The following is a 22,852-nucleotide window of genomic DNA, read 5'->3' as shown; positions in this document are numbered from 1 at the left end:
CGCCTGCAACGCGCTGGCGATTTCCCGCGCGCCGGCGTTTTTCAGCGCGACGACGCGGGTCGCGGCATTGTCGGTGTCGATCTGGCGCAGCACTTCGCGCACGCGGCGGACATTGTCGGCGAAATCGACCACGACGATCGAATTGCCGCCGCGATTGGCGGTGACCGATCCTTGCGGACTGACCAGCGCGCGCACCGTTTCCACCGCCGAGGCCGAATCGATCGAGCGCAACCGGATCACCTCGGTCACGAAGCTGTTGCGCGATGCGCCGCGCGATCCGACCCGGCTCGGCTGCGACGCGGCATTATCGATCGGCTGCACGCGGAGCGCGCCGTTGGAGGTCGGTACGGCGACCAGGCCATTGGCGCGCAGGGTCGAGAGAAACACCTCGAAATATTCGGAGCGACTGAGCGGGCGATCGGTCACCACCGTCACCTTGCCCTGCACCCGATTGTCGATGATGAAGGTGCGTCCGGTCACCTTGGCGGCATCGGCGATGAAGGCACGGATATCCGCATCGCGGACGTTCAATGTCGTCTGCGCGAGAATCGGCCCGGCCAGCAGGCAGGCAAGAACAGGGGCGAGAATCGGTTTTTTCATTGGCTCGCTATCGAGATGACAAGTGGAATGGTGGTGTTGCCGCGTTCGACGGTCAGCGGAATATTGCCGCCGCCGGAGAATTGCCCGGCCAGGCGTTCAATATCGCCCTGGCCGGTGACCGCGCGGCCCGCGATCGCGGTGACGATGTCGCCGTCGCGCAGATTGGCGGCGCGAAAGGCCGCACCCGACCCTTGCGAGCGCACGACGAGCCCGGTCACGCGGCCGCTGTCGACGCGCGGGATGAAGCCGATATCGGATTGGACCTGCGCCAGGGTCGTGGCGCGCGATCCGACCGCGCCGGGAGCGGCGGCCGGCGCCGGGTTGCCGCCGGAGCCGGACGCTGCCGGCGCAACGGTTTCGACCGCCCCCGACTGATCGAGGAACAGATCCTCCGCGGCACCGCCACGGTCGATCGTGACATGGTCGAAAGCGACCGCCTTCAGCGTCACGCCGGGCATGATCTCTCCCCCCACGGCGACGCTTTGCTGCACGCCGTCGGGGCCGGCGACGATCGCCGATCCGCCACCCACGGCTTCGTCGATCCGCGTGCCGAACAGGGTGATCTGCAGCGAGGTCACGACAGCGGGTTTGCCGTCACCGCCCGCACTCAGCCGGAAAAAGGGATCGAAGCCGCGCAGGATCGCGGCGGGTGAGCCGGCGACACCGGGTTCGGCCGGGCGCCAATTGCCCAGCGGGCCGACGGGCGTGACGATCATCCATAACAGCCGCGCGCATTGCACCGCCAGCACCGCGAGCAGCAAAAGCTCGAGCGCCGTGTAGACATTGGTGCGCGGTAGCCGCCGAAGGATACGGCGCGCGCGGGCGTCGAGTGCGAGGCGCATGTGAGAGAATCCCCCGGGTCGCGCAGGTGCTAGGCGGCCAGTGTTACAGTCACACGGCACAAGTGTGAACCTTCCATGACACGCCAAAGTTGGGAGCCGACACTAGGCAAGCCCGAATCTGCCTGTCATTTCAACATCGGCGACAACAAAGATGTCCCGAAACGTCGGAAATCATGGCGTCGTGCATCCTGGTGAAGAGCAGGTGGGGTCGTGAAAGGCTGATCGGTTTTGACGCAAAGTCGGGCGGAAATCGTGGCATGGGTGGCGGGCAACATCATTCCGCACGAGGGAGCCCTGCGCGCCCGGTTGCGGCGCATGGCGGCCTCCTCCTGGGAAATCGACGATATCGTGCAGGACGCTTATCTGAACATCGCACGATTGAAGAGCGTCGCGCATATTCGCGACGGTCGGGCCTATCTGTTCACCACCGCCCGGATGGCGATGCTGCAGCGGATCCGGCGCGATCGTATCGTGCGCATCGACAGCCTGACCGAAATGCAGGCGATGGTGCTCGAAGACGAGGACCCCGGCCCGGAGCGGCGCGCGGGTGCGCGCCGCGAACTGGACCGGATCCGGCAGTTGATCGAAGCGCTGCCCGCGCGCTGCCGCGAAATCTTCGAGCTGCGGCGGATCGAAGGCGTGCCGCAGCGCGAGATCGCGACGCGGCTGGGGATTGCCGAACATAGCGTCGAGCAACAGGCGACGCGCGGATTGAAGCTGATCCTGAAGGCATTGGCCGCCGATGGCAGCATTGAAACGCCTTTATCGGGGACGCGGGATGAGAAAACGGAGGGCAATCATGGCAATGGATGAGGACGGCGCGGCGCGCTGGGCCATCCGTCGCGATGCCGGCCCCCTTACCGCCAACGATCAGGCCGACCTCGACCTGTGGCTTGCCGCAGACGCGCGCCGCGAGGGCGCCCTGCTGCGTGCCGAGGCAGCGTTGGTCTATCTCGATCGCGGGCGCGCGCTGGCGGGCCGGACGCCCGGTCCGGAAGACCCGGATCCCGAAGACATCGCCGCCGAAGAGCCGTCCGGCACCCGGCTGTTCAGCCGGCGCAAGCTGGTCGGGGGCGGCGCGCTGATTGCCGCCGCCGTCGCCGGGATCGGCGGCGGGCTGCTCTGGCCGGCCGGCGAGAGCTTCACCACCACGATCGGCGAAGTCCGGCGCCTGTCGCTCTCCGACGGGTCCGTTGCCACGATCAATACGGCGAGCCGGCTGACGGTGGCGATGGCGAAGCGGACGCGGCAGATCACCCTCGACGATGGCGAGGCCTGGTTCGAGGTCGCGCACGACAAGGCGCGCCCCTTCCTGGTGTCAGTGGGTGATGTGCATGTCCGCGCGGTGGGAACGGCCTTTTCGGTGCGCCGCCATGCCGACGGCGTCGACATATTGGTGACCCAGGGTGTCGTGGAGACCTGGACCGGAGACCATCGCACCGAACCGACCCGGTTGAGCGGCGGCGAGCGCGCGTTCGTGGCCGACGCGACCACAAGGATCGTCGCGGTCCCGGCGGGCGCCGAAATCGAACGCGCCTTGGCCTGGCGCAGCGGCGGCCTGGCGCTGAACGGCGAGCCGCTGGATTATGCGGTGACGGAGTTCAACCGTTACAATCGTCGCAAGCTGGTCATCGACGACCCCGTGCTGGGCCGCACGCCGATCGTCGGCTATTTCAAGGTCGATGATCCCGAGAGATTCATGCGATCGGTGGCCGTATTGCTCGACGCGCGGCTCACGACGTCAAGCGGCGACATTCATATTGCGCCGAAAGGCAGCTGATTTTTTTCATCGCGGGCATCGGAAACGCATGGCCCGGGCATCCTGATCAATAACGACGGCGCACAAGCGTCTTCACGATCAGGAGGGGATTTTCATGCGGGGATTTGCTGTTCCGGGATTCCGTGCCGGCGCGATGACGGGTGTCGCGGCGATCGCCATGGTGGCGGCGCCGGCCCATGCGCAGACGCGCAGCTTCGACCTGGCCGCGCAACCGGCCGCCACCGGCCTTCCCGCCTTTGCCAAACAGGCCGGGATCGAGATCGTCGCCGACGGCAACAGCGTTCGCGAGAAGCGCACCAACGCGGTCCACGGCACCATGACGGTGGCCGCCGCACTGCAGCGCCTCCTGGCCGGCACCGGCCTGGCGGTGAGCGACGACCGGACGCAGACGGGCGTCGTGATCATCCGCGCGGCGCCGCAGGCCGAGGCAGAGCAGAACGACCCCGGCCCGGACATCATCGTCACCGCGCAGAAGCGCGAGGAGAAGATTCAGGACGTGCCGATCGCGATCTCGGTGTTCACGGCAAAGACGCTGGACGAGCAGAAGATCGAGGGCGGCAGCGAGCTGCTGCGCGGCACGCCCAATGTGAGTTTTTCGAAGACAAATTTCGCCAGTTATAATTTCCAGATCCGCGGCATCGGCACCCAGGCATTGTCCGTGACCACCGACCCGGCGGTGGCGATCAGCTTCAATTCGATGCCTCTGGTGCGAAACCGGCTGTTCGAGCAGGAATATTTCGACGTTGACCGGATCGAGGTGCTGCGCGGACCCCAGGGCACGCTGTACGGCCGCAACGCGACCGCCGGTGTGGTCAACATGATCCCCAATCTGGCGACCCCCGATCGCCTCAAGGCGGACTTCAAGGTTGAAACCGGCAATTACGGCTCGATGCGGGCAAGCGGGATGCTTAACGTGCCGCTTGGCGATACGCTGGCCGTGCGGGTTGCGGGGGCGTTCACCAAGCGCGACGGTTATGATTTCAACACGGCCACCAACCGCCGCGTCAACGGCCGCGACCTGTGGGGCGGCCGCGCATCGATCACCTGGAAGCCAAGCAGCGCTTTCAAAGCGAGCCTGGTGTGGGAGCATTTCAGCGAAAATGACAGCCGCTCCCGCACCGGCAAACAGCTATGCCATAACGATCCCAGCCCGACCAGGATCGGCGCCGCGCCGGTAACGACGCCCAATGGCGGCTTTTTCAGCCAGGGGTGCAAGGCGGGTTCACTCTATGACGACGCCGCGTTTGGCATACCCAATGGCGCCAGCCTGCCCAATGTGATCGCGGGCAGTTCCGGCCCGGGTGGCGGCGTGGGTTTACTCTTGGACGCGGATGGCAATTACGCAGGCTTTGCCACGGCCATTCCCTTCGGCACCGATCCGTTCGCGGGTGCGGTGCAATCGCGCAATCTGCGGGAGATCGCGACCAGCTATGATCCGAAGTTTCGGGCGAAGAACGATGTCGCCCAACTCAACCTGGAATTCGAGATCAACAACGGGTTGAAGCTGGTTTCCCAGACCGGCTGGACGCGCGACAATTATTACTCGACCCAGGACTATGCGCGTTTCCAGTCCAGGCCGATCTTTACCGACACATCATTGGGGAATTTATTCTGGTTCGGACCGAACGGTCCGGAACCGACCTACAACCTGTTGCCCGGCGGCGCATTTTGCGACCCTCAGCTCGGTTGCTCCAAGGGGTATCTCGCGGTTGATCTCAACCGCGCGAAAAGCCGTCAATGGTCGCAGGAATTTCGCCTGCAATCCTCCTTTGACGGGCCGCTGAACTTCAACCTCGGCGTCAACTATCTCGATTTCAAAATCGATGAGGATTATTTCGTCTTCAACAACACCTTCACGTTGGTGGGCGTAAATTATCTCAATCGCGAAGCGGGTGGCGCTGGCAGCGTCCCCGTCTATTGCCCGCCTGGCAAGAACCAGCCTGACCCCGGCAGCCTTGGCGCCACCTGCCTTTATATCGACCCCAATCCAATCGATAAGATCAACGGCGACGGACATAACTACTTCCGCAGCCGCAACGTCGCGCGTACCAAAAGCTGGGCGGGCTTCGGTGAACTCTACTGGCAGGTGAGCGATGCGCTCAAAGTCACTGCCGGCCTGCGCTATACCCGCGATATCAAGATCACCACGCCCTATCCGACCCAGACGCTGCTGACGCCGGGACTATATGGCGGCGGCTATGTCAACAGCGGTTATCCGGCATTGCCCGACATCAAGCAGAAATGGGGTGAGGTCACCGGACGCCTGGTGGTCGACTGGAAGCCCGACCTGAGCTTTACCGACGACAGTCTGCTCTACGCGTCCTACGCGCGCGGCTATAAGGCGGGCGGCACCAATTCGCCCGGGATCGGGTCCGATCCACAGTTTCTCGGATTCTTCCAGACCGATCCGCGCTTCAAGCCTGAATTCGTCAATGCATTCGAGATCGGCAGCAAGAACAGCTTCGCGAACGGCAAGGTCCAGCTCAACGCCACTGCCTTTTTCTATGATTATAAGGATTATCAGGTCTCGCAGATCATCGACCGCGCGACGAAGAACGAGAATTATGACGCACAGACCTGGGGTCTCGAGCTCGAGACCATCTGGCGCACCACGCCGCGCCTCCGCTTCAATGCCAATCTCGGCCTGTTGCGAACGAAGATCGGCAAAGGCGAACGATCGATCGATGTCATGAACCGGACCCAGGGCCATGATGATTGGGTGGTCGTCAAACCGTGGCTGCAACAGGCATCAAACTGCATTGCGCCCAAAGCGCTGGTCGAAAAATTCGCGCAGATCCTGTATGACGACCCGTTCAGCCGGGATTTGGTCAACCTCTCCATTTCCGGCTTTTGCCCATTTCCGAGCAAGGCCCTGAACCTCGGCTTCCCGGCAGGCAATCCATATGGCGATTTCGTCTACGACCCGCTGACCTATCGCGATGTGGGTCAGAATCAAGGCAGGGGTTTTTATGACGATCTTTCCGGCCATGAATTGCCCAACGCGCCGCATTGGACCGCCAATATCGGGGCGCAATATACCATCCCGATGAATGCGTGGAGCCTGACCGTCCGTGGCGATTATTACCGTCAGGGGAAAAGCTGGGCGCGGGTCTATAATGCGGTCAACGACCGGCTTCGTTCCTGGGGCAACGCCAACCTGGCGGTCACGCTGGAACGTCCGGAATCCGGCCTCACCTTCCAGCTCTATGTCAAGAATCTGCTCGATGACACACCGATCACCGGCGCCTTCATCAACAGCGACGACAGCGGGCTGACCACCAACGTCTTCACGCTCGACCCGCGCATTATCGGTTTCAGCATGGCGAAGAAATTCTGAGTTCGGGCTGACCGGATCGGTCAGTCCTCACTCCCCCCTCGGGCGATGACGACTCCCTCCGCCCCCCGAGTCGTCATCGCCGCTTTTTTTCCGCCACCGCCGCGTGACGCGGAATCAGGCCAATCGCGCTTGTCCAGGCTGGCGAATTCCAGCCGGTTTTGGCAAAGCCTGCGACGATGAATCAGCCCCTCACCACCGCCACCAATTTCGGCTCGGGCCACCCCTCCAACGCGATGGTCACGCATCTCGGGGCGCAACCCGGCGTGCAGCGCGTGCCCAGCCCGAAGCTGACGCTGTTTCTGCGTCGCGGCTTTCTGTCGCCCGACCGTTGCGCGGCGCTGATCGAACGGATCGAGGCGCAGCGCCGCCCATCGACCATCTCGGATTCAAACGGCGACGCCGGTTTCCGGACCAGCGAAACCTGCGACCTGGACCGCGCCGATCCGGTGGTGGCGGAAATCGACGCGCTGATCACGGCGTTCACCGGGCTGGATCCCGCCCATGGCGAGCCGATGCAAGGGCAACGCTATGCCGTGGGACAGGAGTTCAAGGGGCATACCGACTATTTCGAACCCGCCGGTGTCGACTATCTCAAATATTGCAGCGTCGCGGGGCAGCGTACCTGGACGGTGATGATCTATCTCAACCAGACCGAAGCCGGCGGCGCGACGCGCTTCAAGACGATCGACAAGATCGTCCAGCCGGAGGTGGGCAAGCTGCTCGCCTGGAACAATTTGCGGCCCGACGGGACGCCCAATCCCGCCACCATCCATCAGGGGATGAAGGTTCGATCGGGCGTCAAATATGTCGTGACGAAATGGTTTCGCGAACGCCCCTGGGGTTGGGCATGATCTGCGTGGCGCCGCCCCGGCTTCGGGCCGGCGCGGCGCCACGCAGGATCAGAAATTGACCCCGATCCCGAGCGAGAATCTCGCGCCGACATTATAGCGGTTATAGAAGATCTTGTTGCCGCCAAGCTGCTGATATTCCTGATACTTGGTCGCCAGGATATTGCGCGCGGTGAACTTGATCTCGGTGTCGAGTCCGAACATTTTGACGCCCTGACGCGCAACGAAATCGATCTCGATGCCCGGCTTTTCATAAATGTCCGGCTGTCCCGACGGACCACGGCTGGTGACGCGCTTGCTTGCGTAATTTGCCAGGAACGTGAACTGCGACAGCTTGTCGGTATCTTCCATGCCGATCTGCAGATTGATCAGATGGTCCGATTGACCGGTGAGCGGCTGACCGTCGCGGAACAGGTTTGCCGCGCTCTGCGACACACCGTTGATCACCGCCAGGTCATTCGGACCGACCTTAATCTTGGATTTGCTATAGGTATAATTGGCGACCAGCAGCAAACGGCGGGGGGAGAAGAATTTGCTGCCGCCGAACATGTCGGCAAGGCTGAAATATTTCTGAGCCTCGAATTCGGCGCCGTACAGCGTCGCCTTCGGTGCGTTGGCGAAGCTCGTATTCACTGACCCATCCGAGTTGAATGACGAGAATGTCTCGATCGGACGGTCGATTTTCTTGTAGAAACCACCAAGCGTCACGCGCTGATCACGTGCGAAAAACCACTCGGCGCGCGCCTCGGCATTGGTCAACTTCGAATCGACGAGCGAAGGGTTGCCGCGGAACTGACGGTTCGAATCGGTATCGAGATAGATTTGCGACACGAGTTCGCGGAACTGCGGGCGCGCGATCGTCTTCGACCCGCTGACACGGACCTGAACATCCTTCGCCACTTCCCAGGTCAGCGTCGCCGCGGGCAGCCAGTAATCATTGTTCAGATTGGTCGAGACGATTGAGCCGGCGCCGTTGCCGAACAGGTCGATCGGCACGACGGTCTGCTTGGCGGTTTCATACCGCACACCGAGATCCGCCTTCAGGCCGGGGATGATCTCGGCCTTGAGCTGGCCATATCCGGCATGCGTGCGCAGCTTGGCGTCGAAGGCCGCGGTGCCGGCCGAACCGGACGTTTCGAGCAACACGATATCATAGGCCTGAATCGTGTAGTCGGAGAGCAGATAGTCGGGACGCAGTTGCCGCACGCTGATCGGCAGGTTGCTGCCGCGATAGGTGAAGTCGCGGCGGGTCGAGGTACGACCGGTGTCGGTGAAGGCATAGCCGACCGTCCCGGTGATGCCCGGTGCGACCCGATAGCTGAGATCGGCTCCGGCCGAGTAGAGATTTTCGTTCAGGTCGCTGAACGATACCGTCGCGACGCCTTCGAGATTATTGCCGCCAAGGTCGTTGACGAACTTGTTGCCCGTCGGATCCGATGCCTGGTTGGTCCGGACATAGGTGAAGCTGCGCTCATACGGCGCCTCTCGCTGCGTATTGGCATATCCGCCGCGCAGATCGAGGCTGAACTTGTCGAACTTGAACTCGCCGGTCAGTTGGGTGTCGATCAGCTGGCGTTCGTACCAGGCGGTGTTCTGGACCAGAAGGTCGCGATTGGCCGAGATGAAGCGATTGCCGACCGCCAGGCTGCCCTGCTTCAGCGTGTCGCGAATATACAGGTTGGTCCAGCGGATCTTATTCTCGCCGAATTCCAGCCCGGCACCGATCAGGCCGCTGGCCACGACGCGGTTGTCGGTGATCACGCGGGTGAAATCATTGTCGGCGATCGACAGGTCCGGCGCGCCTGCGGTCTGCTGCAGCGTCTGACGGGTGCGCCAGGTGTTGCTGAGGCTCGCCGTCGCGATCAGGCCGAGCTCGGCGCCGCCGAGATCGATCGATCCGCCACCGGTAACCTCGCCAGAAAAGTTCACCGGCATATTGTTGTTGCGCTGCAGCACGGTGGTCCGCGCGTTGGACAGGCTGGAGGCGATCAAGCCAATTTGTTCGGTCGTGTAGTGCTCACCGACGGCAATCAGATTGCCGCTCGACAGCGCATTCTGGAACAGGGTCGGGATGGTCCGGGTGCCATTGTCGAAGCCGGTCCAGTCGGTCTTGCTGCCGGCATAGGTATAACCGAGCTGCCCGGTGGTGACGGTGTCGCCACTGACCGAAGCGCCGACCGACAGGAATGCGTCGCGCGGGATCGCCTTCGTCGTCAGGTTGATCACGCCGCCGCCGAATTCGCCCGGAAAGTTCGCGGAATAGCTTTTCTGCACGAAGGAAGAGGCGATGACGCTGGTCGGAAAGATGTCGAGCGGGACGACGCGCTTGAGCGGCTCGGGGCTCGGCAAGGGCGAGCCATTGAGCAAGGCGAGCGAATAGCGATCGCCGAGACCGCGGACATAGACGAAGCCGTTGCCGACCACGCTGAGGCCGGTCACGCGCTGCAATGCCCCGGCGATGTCGCCCTCGCCCGTGCGCGCGATGTCGGCGCTCGACAGGACCGAGACGACCTGCGGCGTGGTGCGGATGAGATTGCGCGAGCGCGTGGTGGTCACCACGATGTCGGCGCCCGGGTTGCCGCCGCCTGGAATCGAAACGTCGGCCGGCTCTTCCTGCGGTGCCGGGTCGGCAGCCGTGGCTGGATCGGCGGCCGGCGTTGCGCTTTGCGTCGCGCCACCCGGCGCGGCGTCCTGCGCGAAAGCTGCAGGTGACACGAGCGCGGTGGAAACGAGGAGCAAGCTCGCCAGACTGAGCGGCTTCGACATGGATTATCCCCCGGGGTAATTTCTTGAAAATACGGGACGGCGTCCTGCGACGCCGCCCCGTTTGGCCGATCAGGTCGTCGGCAAGGTCGTGCAGGCAGCGCTCGTCGCGCCGAAGTTCGCCGTCGCCGAGTTGCAGGTCCAGCCGGCATACCAGGTGTCAGCCGCGTCCTTGACCGCGCCGACATAGGTCGTGTTGACGAAGAAGCTGCCGAGCGTCGATGCGTTGAACGCCGGACGGGCCGTTTCATTGGCGCCATTGATATAGCCGTTGGTCAGCGTCGAGGTCAGGTTCGAGATGTTGTTCGTACCGGCCTCGAACGTGGTGCGAACCTGCGCATCGGTGACGCCGCTATTGCCGAGGAACGGATTGGCCGCGCAGGACATGTTGACCGATTCAAAGCGCGGCGGACCGGCTTCATCGAGCGCGGGATCGGCGGCACGAAGCGTATTGGCACGGCTGATGCGCAGGCAAGCCAGGTTGGGGCTGACGACCACGCCGTTGACGAGCGTATAGTCGGTGCTGCCGCGCAGCAGGATCGCCGCAAGATCGGCGCCGGTGGTCGAACGCTGCACGAAGGTGAAGTTTGCCAGACGCGTGTTCTGGCGTGGTGTATTTTCTTCCAGCGTGTTGTCCGAATCGGCCTCGACCATCGCATCGCCGACGCCGTTGCGCTGCACCGCAATGACGAACTGGACGAAGCCCTTGTAGCCGACGTCGGTGTCGAGATTGTCGTCCTCGTTGCCGGTCAACACCAGATACTTCATGTTCACCCGGCCACCGAAGACCTCGATGCCGTCATCCGAGCTGTTATGGACCTGAATATGGTCGATCACGGTGTCGCTGCCGACGCCCGACGGAGTCAGGCCCTGAAGTTCGGATGCCGCCGACAGGATGAAGCCCGAATAGCGGATCTGGACATATTGCATCCGGCCGCTGTTGTCGGCCGGCGTCGCGCCGCCGTACAGCGCGTTGCTGGTACCTTCGGTGTCACGCTCGCACGCGACCGTACCCGGCGTTGCACCAGGGGCGAGACAGTCGGTGATCGGCGCACGGCCAAGCAGGACGACACCACCCCAGAGCTGCGACGAATTGTCGTCCACCGATCCGGTGACGTTGCCGCGGCCGGTGAAGATGATCGGACGGGTCGGCGTGCCGACCGCATCGATGCGGTTGCCGCGGTTGACGGCGAGGAACGACACACCGGTCGCGCCGAACACGACCACGCCCGGGTCGATCGTCAGCGTGACGTTGTTGCCGGTGCTTGCCGCGCCCCGATCGGTGCCGACATCGACGCGGCCCGGCAATGAATAGATCACGCCAGTGGTGCGAGCGATCTGGGTATTGGCGGTGAAGCGCGCCGGGAAGGCGCAGTTGCGGTACTCGCCGGTCGGGCCGCTGATCGTGCCGCTATTGACGAGCTGATCCGGCCCCGGAATGGTCGGACATGACGCCGCCGGCGTGACCAATACGGGCGAGGTCGGCGTCGGGGTGGGCGTCGGAGCCGGCGTGGGAGTCGGGGCTGGTACGACGATCACGCCTTCACCGGGTGACGCAATGTCGCTCGCGCCGCACGCGCCAAGCGCAAGGGCTGCGCAACTGGTCAGCAGGGTGAGGCTAGTGCGCTTGAAACTGGCCATAAAAACTCCGTTCGATCTGTGGGCAGGAGCGGTTGCTCCCTTCGGATCGACTCGGTGTTCCCCCTGCCGACCGCATGAGGGTCGCTAGGGACGATACGTGACTCCACAGCGCGGTTTCGGCGACGTTTTGATGACGAAAGGATTTCAGAATGATGACATTGTTACGATGATGTGACGGGCGAGACGTTCGCGCCTGCCCATGACCGCTTCCGGATGCGACCAGGCGTTCACGGCCCTGCCCCGCTCGAACATGATAAATGTTAGTGACGTTGTCGGCGCCCGCTAAAAAGCAGGCGGCACTGCCGGCCACGACCAGCAATGGTGGGCGCGGCAAGGATTGAACTTGCGACCCCACCCGTGTGAAGGGTGTGCTCTACCACTGAGCTACGCGCCCATCGCGTCATCGCGACGGATAGTCGTTGCGGTGCCCCGCAATGCGGGCCGTCAACGCAACAGGGCGACGTTTACCGCCGCCCCGTTATTCGTGCCTTAAGACAGCCGGCCGGGGCTTGTCCAGTCCCGGCCGGTCATCAAAATATCATCAATCAGTTCACCGCGTCCTTCAGGCCCTTGCCGGCCTTGAACTTCGGCTGCGACGACGCCTTGATCGTCATCGGCTCTCCGGTGCGCGGATTGCGGCCGGTCGAGGCCTTGCGCTTGCTCACCGAAAAAGTCCCAAACCCAACCAGGCGGACTTCGTCGCCCTTCTTCAGCGAATTGGAAATCGCATCGAAAACCGCCTCGACCGCCTTGCTGGCATCGCCCTTGCCCAGCCCGGACGCGTCGGCAACGGTGCCGATCAGTTCTTGCTTGTTCATGCCTACAGACCCCCTTTACAGTTTACACCAACTCGAATGATTCACGGCGCAAAGCCGGTGGCGCAGTAAGGCGGGTCGCGCAGTGCCTGTCAAAGCAAAACGTCATCAAACTGCATCGAATGCGGCGGGAATAAGGTGTGGTTTCCGTAAAAATCGCCCAAAGGCGACCCGATCGCCGCACGGGCGATCGGGTTCAGCCCTTAATGATGCACCCCGCCGCCAATCGGCGTGACCCCCGGAGGGGGCAGCGCGGCGAGTTCGTCCGCTTCACTCCAGTCGATCGCCGTCAACGGTTCGGTCAGTGCCAGGCGCAGCACTTCATCGACATGGGCGACGGGAATGATCTTCAGCCCTTCACGAATATTCGCGGGAATCTCGGTCAGGTCCTTCTCATTCTCCGCCGGGATCAGCACCGTCTTGATGCCGCCGCGAAGCGCCGCGAGCAGCTTTTCCTTCAGGCCACCGATCGGCAGCACACGGCCTCGCAGCGTCACTTCGCCGGTCATGGCGATGTCGCGCCGCACCGGCACGCCGGTCAGCGTCGACACCAGCGCGGTGACGATGCCGATACCGGCCGACGGGCCATCCTTCGGCACCGCCCCTTCGGGCAGATGGATGTGCAGATCCTTGCGCGCGAAGATGCTCGGCTTGATGCCATAACTCGGCGCACGCGCCTTGATGAAGCTGAGCGCGGTTTCGATCGATTCCTTCATCACGTCGCCGAGCTTGCCGGTGACCTTGGCGCCGCCCTTGCCGGGCACGGTGACGCTTTCGATCGTCAGCAACTCGCCACCGACTTCGGTCCAGGCCAGGCCGGTGACCGCACCGATCTGATTCTCTTCCTCACTCAGGCCGTAGCGATACTTCTTCACGCCCGCGAAATCGGCAAGATTGTCGGGCGTGACCGTCACGCTCGTCGCCTTGCCTTCGAGGATCTGGCGCAGCGCCTTGCGCGCCAGCCGCGCAATCTCACGCTCCAGCGTACGCACACCGGCTTCACGCGTATAATATTGGATCAGCGCGCGCAGGCCTTCGGTGGTCAGCGTGAATTCACCGTCCTTCAGGCCATGCGCCTCGACCTGCTTGTCGATCAGGTGGCGCTGCGCGATCTCGACCTTCTCATCCTCGGTATAGCCCTCGAGCCGGATGATCTCCATGCGATCGAGCAAGGGCTGCGGCAGATTGAGCGTGTTCGCGGTGGTCACGAACATCACGTCGGACAGATCGATGTCGAGCTCGAGATAATGGTCCTGGAACTTCGAATTCTGCTCCGGATCCAGCACTTCGAGCAGCGCCGAGGCGGGATCGCCGCGGAAATCCTGGCCGAGCTTGTCGATCTCATCAAGCAGGAACAGCGGGTTCGACGTCCCGGCCTTTTTGAGGTTGGTCACGATCTTGCCCGGCAGCGAGCCGATATAAGTGCGGCGATGGCCACGAATCTCGGCTTCGTCGCGCACACCGCCGAGCGACTGGCGAATGAATTCGCGCCCGGTCGCCTTGGCGATCGACTTGCCGAGGCTGGTCTTGCCCACGCCGGGCGGTCCGACGAGGCACAGGATCGGCCCCTTCAGCTTGTTGGTGCGCGCCTGCACCGCGAGATATTCGACGATGCGGTCCTTGACCTTCTCCAGCGCATAATGGTCCTCGTCGAGCACCGCCTGCGCCGCCGCGATATCCTTCTTGATCTTCGACTTCTTGCCCCAGGGAAGCCCCAGCAGCACATCGAGATAATTGCGGATGACGGTCGCTTCGGCCGACATCGGCGCCATCGACTTGAGCTTCTTCAGCTCGCCGGTCGCCTTGGTCCGCGCTTCCTTGGACAGTTTCAGCGTCGCGATCTTCTGCGTCAGCTCGGCGATCTCGTCGCCCTCGCCTTCCTCGCCCTCATTGCCGAGTTCGCGCTGGATCGCCTTCAACTGTTCATTGAGATAATATTCGCGCTGCGTCTTCTCCATCTGACGCTTGACGCGGCTCTTGATCTTCTTCTCGACCTGCAGGACGCCGAGTTCGCCTTCCATGAATGCGAAGGCCATCTCCAGCCGCTTGCCCGGATCGAGTTCGACCAGCAGCGACTGCTTGTCCGACACCTTGACCGAGATGTTGGCGGCGACCGCGTCAGCGAGACGGGACGGATCCTCGATCTCGGTCAGTTGCACGGCGGTCTCGGCCGGCAGCTTGCGGTTGAGCTTGGCGTAATTCTCGAACTGATCGATGATCGACCGCATCAGCGCGGCCATCTCATTGCTGACCTTTTCCAGTTCGGCTTCACCCTGCTCACCCTCGAGCAATGTGACTTCGGCCGACAGATAGCCCTCGCCATCACTCAACGACGCCAGGGTCGCACGCTTCTTGCCTTCGACCAGCACGCGGACCGTGCCATCGGGCAGCTTGAGCAATTGCAACACGGTCGCGGTGACGCCGAGGTCGTACAGGTCGTCGCGCTCGGGATCGTCTTCCGACGGGTCGAGCTGCGCCACGAGGAAGATTTCCTTGTCGGCGTTCATCGCCGCTTCCAGTGCCGCAACGGACTTGTCGCGGCCAACGAACAGCGGCACGATCATATGCGGGAACACGACGATGTCGCGTAACGGCAGAACGGGGTAGGACTGGGTCATGAATACTCCGGGGGCGCCTGAACGCGGCGCCGGTCCACCCTTATATGGTGATGGTTGCCGTTCCATCAATCGTGCGATTTGCACGACGCGCCGAACTGTTCTCGGCGGTGTTCTGACTCTGCTTCCCGCCATCGCGACAGCGCGCGGCATTCCGGCCGATCCGGTGGCCCGCGCCGCGGCGGCGATGGGCGGTCAGCGCCTGCTCGACCGGGTCGCCGCAATCGGCTGGGTCGGCGCCGCGGAAGTGGCGACGCCCGAACGAACTGTCCGGCTGGGGATCAGGGCGCGGCTGGAGCCATTTGGGCGAGTCCGTTCCGAAAGCTGGATGATGAACGAAGGCACACCGACGACTCGCACGATGATTATCGAGCCGGACGGCGGCTGGACCGAACGCGACGGCAAGCGGACCGCCCTGCCCGCGCATGAGTTGCGGCACCAGCGCGAACAATATGGCCTGTATGGCTATATGCTGCTGCGCGCGCCGACCGCCGCGGCCGGAAACAGGCTGCTTGCCGCGCGCCCTGGCCTGCCCCCGGTCAGCTTCGAGACCGACGCGGACGGCCGCCTCAGCGCCGCCAATTATACCGTGTTCGCGCCCGATGGCGGCGAGGTCATCCAGGAACGCTTCACCTTCGACGGCACCGTCACGGCAAGCGGGCTGCGCTGGCCCAGACGCTTGCGCATCGCGCAGAACGGCGTGCCCTTCTACACATTCGTCATCGACCGGTTCATGGTCGAGCTGCGCTGACCTCCAAGAAAGCACCGCATGATCGCCCGCCCTCTGCTTGCCGCATCGCTGATCGTGCTGACCGCCGCGGCGACGCCTCCGCCGAAGGGATTGCCGCCACTTACCGCGCAGACCCAGCGATCGGGCGGATCGATCGATCCCGAACAGGCAAAGCAGCAGCTCGACACGGTCGACCTCGCAATCGAAGTGATGCCCGCCAGCCAGTCGATCAGCGGCGTCGCGACACTGAATTTCATCGCCAGGGCGCCGCTGACCCGATTGCTGATCGATCTCGACCGCAATCTGCCGGTCAGCGCGATTGCGATCGACGGCAAGCCGCTGCCGCGATCGGCCTGGGCCAATCCCGAAGGGCGTCTGACCATCGCCCTGCCGGCTCCGGTGGCGGCGAACGGCACCGTCACCGCGAAGATCAGCTATGGCGGCACCCCGCATGTCGCAGTGCGCGCGCCATGGGATGGCGGCTTTGTCTGGTCCAGGACGCCCGCCGGCCAGCCCTGGATCGCCACCGCGGTTCAGGGCGAAGGGTGCGACCTGTTCTGGCCCTGTCTCGATTTTCCGACCGCCGAGCCGCGTCTGGTCGATCTGCACATTACCGTGCCCAAGGGGTTGAAGGCGCCGTCGAACGGCGTGCTGCTCGGCATCGACAAACTCGCCAATGGCCGCACGACATGGAACTGGCGCGCAAAGCACCCCAATATGTACGCGATCGCGCTCAATATCGCGCCCTATGAGGAGATCAGCGGCACCTATAAGAGCCGCTTCGGCAACAGTTTTCCGATGACATTTTGGTATTTGCCCGGCGAAGAGAAACAGGCCCGGGCGTTGTTCGCCGAATTCGCGCCGACGCTGGATTTCTTCGAGAGCACCATCGGTCCCTATCCGTTCGGCGACGAGAAGGTCGGCGTGGTCGAAACCCCGCACAAGGGCATGGAGCACCAGACGATCAACGGCTATGGCAACGCCTATGCCAAGGCGCCCGAAGGGTTCGACTGGCTGTTCCAGCACGAACTCGCGCATGAATGGTTCGCCAATCAGCTGACCGCCGCCGACTGGGACGATATGTGGCTCCATGAAGGGTATGCCACCTATATGCAGCCACTCTATGGCCGCTGGCGCGAGGGAGAGGCGCGTTATGCCGCGATGATGCTGGCGAACCGCACCGACATCCTCAACAATGCCGCGATCGTCTCGGGCCACACCCGCACCGAGGAGGGCGTCTATCAGCTCGACAAGGGCGGTCCAGGCACCGACATTTATTACAAGGCGTCGTGGATGCTCCACACGCTGCGCTATCTGATCGGCGACCAGGCATTTGGCGACGTCACCCGCCTTGCCGTCTATGGCCGGCCTGATCCGAAACCGGGTAATTTCGCGCCGCGCTACGGCAGCACCGCCGAGTATCAGCAATTCGTCGATCAGGTCACCGGCGCCGACCATCGCTGGTTTTTCGACGTCTATCTCCGTCAGGCCGCCCTGCCCGAGTTGATCGAGGTCCGCGAAGGGAGCAAGCTGACCTTGAGCTGGAAAGTGCCGGGCGACCTTCCCTTTCCAATGCCGGTCGAGGTGCAGGTCGACGGCAAGGACATGCGCGTCGCCATGGCCGGCGGGACGGGCACGATCACTGTGGCCCCCGAAGCGCATGTCGTGACGGATCCGAACAGCCGCATTCTCAAACGGTCGATCGCCGTCGAGGAGTTGCAGGCGTGGCGGAGCGCCATCGCGGCCAAGGGGAACGGCAAATGAGCTTCGTGCACAGCAGTCCGGTCGGCCTGCCGGGCCTGGCGGCCATGGCGATCGGCTTTGTGATCTTCCTGCTGTCGCTGATGGTCGCGCGACGCGGCGCGGTGAAAGATGCCGGCCAGCAGCGGAAGTCCCGGCGTTCGCTGGTCGGCATCGTCGTGCAGGGATGCGGCATCGGCTTTGCCGGTTTCGGACCGATCAATGTCGGGCTTGATCCTCTTTCCCCCTTTGCGATCGGCCAGGCGGTCCTGATCACGCTGCTGATGGCCATGGTGATCGGCCTGTTCGTCACCTCGGCGCGGGCGCTGGGGCAGAATTGGAGCCTGGTGGCGCGAACCCGGTCGGACCATAGCCTGGTGACGACGGGCCCTTTCGCCCATGTTCGTCATCCCATCTATGTCGCGCTGTTCCTGTTCATGATCGCCATGGCGGTTGCATTCGGCCACCCACTGCACCTGCTCGCGTCGGTGCCGCTCTATATCATCGGCACCTGGCTGCGCATCGCCGAGGAGGAACGGCTGCTGCGCGACATGTTCGGGGAGGTTTACGATCGTTATGCGGCGCGGGTGCGCCGTTTCGTTCCGGGGATCTTCTGATCCGCTTGGCTATCCCTCAAGGCGCTGCCGATGAGCCAAGACAAGGATCGTGAAGCTGTTGGTTTTGTCGCCGATACCATAGGGTGCGGCGATCAGGGCATCGACAGGATGGCGATGCCCGGCAACGGCTCAAGACAACAAGGATCGATGAACATGGCGAAGGCCCACAGGCTGGCGCAGCTGGACGAACGCAGGGCGGACATGGAGAGCGATTATCGCGCCTTGCTGATTGCCGCACTTGAGCGATGCGCCACCGGCAAATGGGGTTTGTTCGGCCATAACAGGGATCGTCAGGCAGCGGCGCTCTGGGCGCCGGCAATCGACGAATTGATCGAGGCGGCCGATGCGATCGACGATGCCCGCACGCGTCTCGGGCTGCTCCCGTTCGATCTGCATGCCGATTTCATGGCGTCACGTGGCCCGGTCGATCCGAGCGCGGTCGGCGAACCGAAACAGGCCAAGGCCTGGCTGGCGAAACTCGCGGCCGAAACGCGATAACCTGGCCGGGTCCGGCAGCCGGGTGAATCAGGATCCCGATCGCGTCATCGACCAGAAGCGCGGCCCGTTCTTCGGAACCTGCCATTCTGCGGTCAGGTCGAAACCCAGGCCGCGATAGAAGCCGATATTCTTTTCGAGCGGTGTTTCCAGATAGACCGGAAGCCGGCTGCCCGCGACGCGATCCAGCCCGGCCTGGACCGCGGCCCGCCCGATGCCGCGCCCCTGCATCGCCGGGTCGCAGCCGGCGATATGCAGATACCAGAATTCCCCTTCCGGGTGATGGGCATCGATCGCCTCCGACACCGCCAGCGCCCGACCGAGCGCGCTTCCGAGGCCCATCGCGCGAAGCATGGGCCACGCGCTGCGGATCATCTCGAGACGGCTCGTCCGCGATCTTCCCGGCCCGCGCCACAGGGTCGCAGCCGCGCCGCCAGCCGTCACCAGCCGCATGCCGGTGGATTCGTCGCCATCGAACAACAGACCGAACAGGCGCGGCAACCGTTTGGCGCGCGCCACCGGATCGGGAAAGATGAAGCAGGTTGCCGGATCCTCGGCAAAGGCCCGGGCGAGCATCGCGGCCACCGATGCCCGGTCCCCCTGCCCTGCGCTCAGCGTTGCCGGAACCTCGAGCGTCATGGGACGATCGTCGTGAACAGATAGGCCGCGAAGATCACCAGATGCACCACCCCCTGCAGCACGGTCGTACGCCCTGTGCCGAGCGACAGGATCGATACCATCAGCGACAGCCCCAGCAAGGTGATGCCCTTCGCATCAATGCCCAGGCTGAGCGGCAGATCGAGCACCAGTGACACCACCGCGACACTCGGGATGGTCAGACCGATCGTCGCCAGCGCCGATCCCAGCGCCAGGTTCAGGCTGGTCTGCAACCGGTTGCGCTTCGCCGCGCGGTAAGCGGCCAGGCTCTCGGGCGCGAGCACAAGCGCCGCGATCGCCACGCCGACCAGCGTCAGCGGCAATCCGGCCCCGACCACGGCCTTTTCCAGCGTCGGCGCCAGCCCCTTGGCCAGCAGCACGACCGCAACCAGTGCAACCAGCAACAGCCCGAACGCCATCCATGTGGTACGGATGGTCGGTGGTTCGGCATGCGCATCCGCCGGAAGCGCCCCGCTCGTGGCAGGCAGGAAATAGTCGCGGTGCCGAACCGTCTGCACCAACACGAAGGTCGCATAGAGGATCAGCGACATCACCGCGACGAACACCAATTGGCTGTCGGAATAGACCGGCCCGGCAACGCTTGAGGTGAAATTGGGCAGGACCAGGGTCAGCACCACCATCGCGCCGAGCACGGCGAGCGTCGCGCTCACGCCGCGCTGGACGAAGCGTTGCTCATGGTGTCGTGCCCCGCCCGCAAGCAGACACAGGCCGACGATGCCATTGAGGATGATCATCACCGCGGCGAATACCGTATCGCGCGCCAAAGTGGCGCCGTCGCCGCCATCGGCGAGCATCAATGAGACGATCAGCGACACCTCGATCACCGTGACGGAGATCGCCAACACCAGCGTGCCGAACGGTTCGCCGGTACGGTGCGCGACGACTTCGGCATGATGGACCGCAGCAAGTACACAACCGATCAGGACGATCGCCCCGATGCTCGCACCGATCCCGCCGAGTTTTGCGACCGACGCAAGGACTGCGATCAGGCCGACAGGCGGTAATATGATCGACCAGAGCGGAATGCTGGGATTACGGGTCATGCGGTGGACGGCTCCTGTCGATTGAGGCCCATCTTGGCCGCAGATCGTCGACAAGGCCAGTATTTGGGGCAAGTTATCCGCAGATTACTGCCTCACGAAGCCCGGGGCCCTGTTACAGGCCCCGGCTAGGATGGATGCCGCGCATCATCCCTGCTTCGCAACCGGACCCCAGCCTTTGCCGGGGAACGATCAAGGATCGCAGGCGACCGCGATCACGCGGCGCCGGCGCCCGCCTTGTCCTTCTTGGCATAGACGCGGATCGGTTCCTTGCGGCCTTCAATCACATCGCCATCGATCATCACTTCATCGACGCCGTCCATGCCGGGCAGGTCGAACATGGTGTCGAGCAGGATGCCCTCGAGAATCGAGCGCAGTCCGCGCGCGCCAGTCTTGCGATCGATCGCCTTCTTGGCGACCGTGACCAGCGCATCATCGGTGAAGCCGAGCTTGACCTGCTCCATGTCGAACAGCTTCTGATACTGTTTCACCAATGCGTTCTTGGGCTCGGTCAGGATCGTCACCAGCGCCGGCACGTCGAGATCCTCGAGCGTCGCGATCACCGGCAAACGGCCGACGAATTCGGGGATCAGGCCGAACTTCAGCAGATCCTCGGGCTCGACCGCCTTCAGCGTCTCACCAGTGCGGCGTTCCTCCGGCGACGCGACATAGGCGCCGAAGCCGATCGACTTGCCCTGGAGACGGTCGCCGATGATCTTTTCGAGGCCGCTGAACGCGCCACCGCAGATGAACAGGATGTTGGTCGTGTCGACCTGGAGGAATTCCTGCTGCGGATGCTTGCGCCCGCCCTGCGGCGGCACCGATGCGGTGGTGCCTTCCATCAGCTTGAGCAACGCCTGCTGCACGCCTTCGCCCGATACGTCGCGGGTGATCGAGGGATTCTCCGCCTTGCGGCTGATCTTGTCGATTTCGTCGATATACACGATGCCGCGCTGCGCCCGCTCGACATTGTAATCCGATGCCTGGAGCAGCTTGAGGATGATGTTCTCGACATCTTCGCCGACATAGCCGGCCTCGGTCAGCGTGGTCGCATCCGCCATGGTGAACGGCACGTCGAGGATTCGCGCCAGCGTCTGGGCGAGCAGGGTCTTGCCGCAGCCGGTCGGGCCGACGAGCAGGATGTTCGACTTGGCAAGCTCGACATCCGCGCCCTTCTGGCCGTGGTTGAGGCGCTTGTAATGATTGTGCACCGCGACCGACAGGACGCGCTTGGCGCGCTTCTGGCCAATGACATAATCATCCAGCACGTCGCAGATTTCCTGCGGCGTCGGCACGCCCCCGTCCTTTTTCGAGACGAGCGCGGATTTCGTTTCTTCGCGAATGATGTCGTTGCACAGCTCAACGCACTCATCGCAGATGAACACGGTAGGCCCGGCAATGAGCTTGCGCACCTCGTGCTGCGACTTGCCGCAGAACGAGCAATAGAGCGTGCTCTTCGAATCGCCACCGCTGAGCTTCGTCATTCAATACATCCTTCGCAACCCCTTGGGCGCGCTAGTGCGGGCGGCCATGGTAGACCGCCCGCCTTCATTCCTACAATAATCAAAATCGTCTTACGACGAATGGTGTCAAAATCGCCTTACGATGCCGGCAGCACCGGCGTGCCCGATTCGTCCGTAATCGCCGGACGCTTGTCGAACACCTCATCGATCAGGCCGAACTCCTTCGCCTCGTCCGACGACATGAACTTGTCGCGATCCATGGCGCGCTCGATCTCCTCGACCGGCTTGCCGGTATATTGTGCGTAAAGCTCGTTCATCCGTGCCCGGATGCGCAGAATCTCGCGCGCCTGGATCTCGATGTCCGACGCCATGCCCTGCGCCCCGCCCGAAGGCTGGTGAATCATGATGCGCGAATTGGTCAGCGCAACCCGCATGCCCGGCTCACCCGCGGCAAGCAGGAAGCTGCCCATCGAGGCGGCCTGCCCCATGCACACCGTGCCGACGCGCGGACGGATATATTGCATGGTGTCATGGATCGCCATGCCCGCCGTGACGACACCGCCCGGCGAGTTGATGTACATGAAGATATCCTTCTTGGGGTTCTCCGACTCCAGGAAGAGCAGCTGTGCGCTGATGACCGAGGCCATATGGTCCTCCACCCCACCGGTCACGAAGATGATGCGCTCGCGCAGCAGGCGCGAGTAAATGTCGAAACTGCGTTCACCGCGGTTGGACTGCTCGATCACGATCGGGACCAGGCCCGACTGAGGATCCTGCGCAGCGAAGCCGGCGGTAGTGAGGGGACGCATGAAGTCGCCGGTGTCGAACGGGTTATGCATGGAAGTCTT

Annotated in this window: 18 protein-coding genes and 1 tRNA gene; 8 read left to right on the top strand and 11 right to left on the bottom strand. The window is 63.4% G+C overall.

All coding sequences use genetic code 11. The features are described from left to right. The coding region (locus OO12_RS14455) for a secretin N-terminal domain-containing protein (protein WP_034159418.1) at positions 1-600 on the bottom strand (600 nt) is incomplete at its 3' end. After that, entirely contained in the window at positions 597-1,442 is an 846-nt protein-coding gene (locus OO12_RS14450; RefSeq protein ID WP_034159417.1) for a type II secretion system protein N, read from the bottom strand. The genes OO12_RS14455 and OO12_RS14450, both read right to left, overlap by 4 nt. 252 nt (positions 1,443-1,694) lie before the next feature. Here OO12_RS14450 and OO12_RS14445 point away from each other — a divergent pair, with 252 nt between their 5' ends. The 4 genes from OO12_RS14445 (at position 1,695) to OO12_RS14430 (ending at position 7,410) form a co-directional block, all read left to right on the top strand. Next, positions 1,695-2,255 carry an RNA polymerase sigma factor gene (locus OO12_RS14445; protein ID WP_200887477.1) on the top strand — a complete coding sequence of 187 codons (561 nt, stop codon included), beginning with the start codon at positions 1,695-1,697 and terminating at the stop codon, positions 2,253-2,255. Further along, positions 2,242-3,222: a FecR family protein gene (locus tag OO12_RS14440; protein ID WP_052215892.1), complete on the top strand. Its 981-nt coding sequence runs from the start codon at positions 2,242-2,244 to the stop codon at positions 3,220-3,222. The genes OO12_RS14445 and OO12_RS14440 overlap by 14 nt, the downstream gene beginning before the upstream one ends. Before the next feature lie 94 nt (positions 3,223-3,316). Next, positions 3,317-6,559 carry a TonB-dependent receptor domain-containing protein gene (locus OO12_RS14435; RefSeq protein ID WP_082006545.1) on the top strand — a complete coding sequence of 1,081 codons (3,243 nt, stop codon included), beginning with the start codon at positions 3,317-3,319 and terminating at the stop codon, positions 6,557-6,559. Between the two features lie 233 nt (positions 6,560-6,792). Next, positions 6,793-7,410, top strand: coding sequence for a prolyl hydroxylase family protein (locus OO12_RS14430; RefSeq protein ID WP_443024565.1), 618 nt, complete (start codon positions 6,793-6,795; stop codon positions 7,408-7,410). Positions 7,411-7,458: 48 nt separating this feature from the next. On the opposite strand, the gene OO12_RS14425 is transcribed toward OO12_RS14430, so the two are convergent. From OO12_RS14425 to lon, 5 genes are all read right to left on the bottom strand, one after another. Beyond that, positions 7,459-10,173: a TonB-dependent receptor domain-containing protein gene (locus OO12_RS14425; protein WP_034159413.1), complete on the bottom strand. Its 2,715-nt coding sequence runs from the start codon at positions 10,171-10,173 to the stop codon at positions 7,459-7,461. A 69-nt stretch (positions 10,174-10,242) separates the two neighbouring features. After that, on the bottom strand, positions 10,243-11,811 hold the full coding sequence (locus OO12_RS14420) for a hypothetical protein (protein WP_034159412.1): 1,569 nt from the start codon (positions 11,809-11,811) through the stop codon (positions 10,243-10,245). 319 nt (positions 11,812-12,130) lie between these two features. Continuing rightward, positions 12,131-12,205: transfer RNA gene (locus tag OO12_RS14415), tRNA-Val, on the bottom strand. 151 nt (positions 12,206-12,356) lie between these two features. Continuing rightward, entirely contained in the window at positions 12,357-12,629 is a 273-nt protein-coding gene (locus OO12_RS14410; RefSeq protein WP_034159411.1) for an HU family DNA-binding protein, read from the bottom strand. Positions 12,630-12,829: 200 nt separating this feature from the next. Further along, the gene (gene lon / locus OO12_RS14405; RefSeq protein ID WP_034159410.1) at positions 12,830-15,244 is read right to left on the bottom strand and encodes an endopeptidase La; all 2,415 of its coding nucleotides are present in this window, start codon (positions 15,242-15,244) and stop codon (positions 12,830-12,832) included. A gap of 163 nt (positions 15,245-15,407) precedes the next feature. Between lon and OO12_RS14400 the strand changes: the two genes are divergently transcribed. The 4 genes from OO12_RS14400 to OO12_RS14385 all read left to right on the top strand — a co-directional run bounded on the left by OO12_RS14400 (position 15,408) and on the right by OO12_RS14385 (position 18,826). Then, entirely contained in the window at positions 15,408-15,992 is a 585-nt protein-coding gene (locus tag OO12_RS14400) for a hypothetical protein (protein ID WP_160296815.1), read from the top strand. 18 nt (positions 15,993-16,010) lie between these two features. Next, the gene (locus OO12_RS14395) at positions 16,011-17,735 is read left to right on the top strand and encodes a M1 family metallopeptidase (protein ID WP_034159409.1); all 1,725 of its coding nucleotides are present in this window, start codon (positions 16,011-16,013) and stop codon (positions 17,733-17,735) included. After that, positions 17,732-18,328, top strand: coding sequence for a methyltransferase family protein (locus tag OO12_RS14390; protein ID WP_034159408.1), 597 nt, complete (start codon positions 17,732-17,734; stop codon positions 18,326-18,328). The genes OO12_RS14395 and OO12_RS14390 overlap by 4 nt, the downstream gene beginning before the upstream one ends. A gap of 153 nt (positions 18,329-18,481) precedes the next feature. Beyond that, positions 18,482-18,826 (top strand): hypothetical protein, encoded by a 345-nt coding sequence (locus tag OO12_RS14385; protein WP_034159424.1) that lies wholly within the window; start codon positions 18,482-18,484, stop codon positions 18,824-18,826. 27 nt (positions 18,827-18,853) lie between these two features. Here the strand turns inward: OO12_RS14385 and OO12_RS14380 are convergent, their stop codons facing one another. The 4 genes from OO12_RS14380 to clpP form a co-directional block, all read right to left on the bottom strand. Continuing rightward, positions 18,854-19,462 (bottom strand): GNAT family N-acetyltransferase, encoded by a 609-nt coding sequence (locus OO12_RS14380; RefSeq protein ID WP_034159407.1) that lies wholly within the window; start codon positions 19,460-19,462, stop codon positions 18,854-18,856. Then, complete coding sequence (locus tag OO12_RS14375) at positions 19,459-20,544, bottom strand: calcium:proton antiporter (RefSeq protein ID WP_034159406.1); 1,086 nt, start codon at positions 20,542-20,544, stop codon at positions 19,459-19,461. The genes OO12_RS14380 and OO12_RS14375 overlap by 4 nt, the downstream gene beginning before the upstream one ends. Before the next feature lie 212 nt (positions 20,545-20,756). Next, the gene (gene clpX / locus OO12_RS14370) at positions 20,757-22,025 is read right to left on the bottom strand and encodes an ATP-dependent Clp protease ATP-binding subunit ClpX (RefSeq protein WP_034159405.1); all 1,269 of its coding nucleotides are present in this window, start codon (positions 22,023-22,025) and stop codon (positions 20,757-20,759) included. A 116-nt stretch (positions 22,026-22,141) separates the two neighbouring features. Beyond that, positions 22,142-22,843, bottom strand: a complete 702-nt coding sequence (gene clpP, locus OO12_RS14365) for an ATP-dependent Clp endopeptidase proteolytic subunit ClpP (protein ID WP_034159404.1) — start codon at positions 22,841-22,843, stop codon at positions 22,142-22,144. Between the last annotated feature and the right edge of the window lie 9 nt (positions 22,844-22,852).

Origin of the sequence: Sphingomonas sp. ERG5 (assembly GCF_000803065.1) — a bacterium.
In the GTDB taxonomy this organism is placed as follows: Bacteria; Pseudomonadota; Alphaproteobacteria; order Sphingomonadales; family Sphingomonadaceae; genus Sphingomonas.
Note: the sequence above shows the minus strand (reverse complement) of the source record. Positions and strands in the feature narration are given on the sequence as shown.